The organism is Alcanivorax sp. HI0083 (assembly GCF_001635175.1).
The window spans coordinates 1-866 of sequence record NZ_LWFX01000219.1 but is presented as its reverse complement, the minus strand read 5'-3'; the positions used below and the strand labels follow the sequence as shown (position 1 = coordinate 866).

Annotated in this window: 1 pseudogene; it reads left to right on the top strand. The window is 60.6% G+C overall.

Features of this window, described 5'->3' with window-relative positions:
* A pseudogene (locus A3754_RS02320) lies at positions 1-813 on the top strand (NAD-glutamate dehydrogenase domain-containing protein); the annotation flags it as partial.
* Between the last annotated feature and the right edge of the window lie 53 nt (positions 814-866).

Genomic DNA, 866 nt, shown 5'->3' with positions numbered 1-866 from the left:
GCGGTGGTCAACCGGATGGGGTTTGCCTTTGTTCATCGGTATGCGGATGAGCATGGCTTGTCGTTGCACCGTTTGGTGAAGGCCTACGCCATGGCCCATGCGGTGTTCGATGGCGACCTGTATTGGGCGCCGGTGGATGGCCTGGACGGGCGCGTGGACAGCCAGGTGCAGCTACGGCTTTATGGCCGGGTGATCGGCTTGATGAAGCACGTGACCACCTGGTTGATTCATTACAAGTGGGGGCGGCGTCCGGTGGCAGAAGCGGTGGCTCGCTACCGCAAGGCCATTGCCGAACTGGAGAGCATGTTGCCGGAAGCACTGCCGGGCAGTTATCGGCAGGAATGGGATCAGGCCGTGGAGGGCATGAAAGACGATGGCGTGCCCGAGAAAGAAGCCAAACTGTTGGCCAACACCATGGTGCTGGGGTCTGCCCCGGATATTGTCGAGCTTGCTTCGCTAGCCCAGGTGCCGCTGAAGCTGGCGGCGGAAGTGTACTTTCTGGTGGGCGACAAGCTGCAGATTCTGTGGCTGCTGTCGTCGATTCTGGATCTGTCTGTGCAGGATCGCTGGCAAGCGCTGGCTCGTGCCAACCTGCGTGAGGATTCCTACCGCCTGCACCGGCAAGTGGCCGCCAAGGTGTTGGAGTACGATGGCGATACCGCCGCCGCGCGCTTTGCCGCCTGGGAAGAAAAATCCCGTCGCAAGGTGGCCTTCGGCATTCACCGTTTACAAACCTTGCAGGCAGATGGCCCCCACGACTTCATGACGCTGGCGGTGGGGGTACGGGAGTTGCGTAAACTGCGAAGTTTGTAAGTCGCAGAAGTCGGTACCACACGGAATGCACTTGAGTTGGCTGGCCTCCGCGT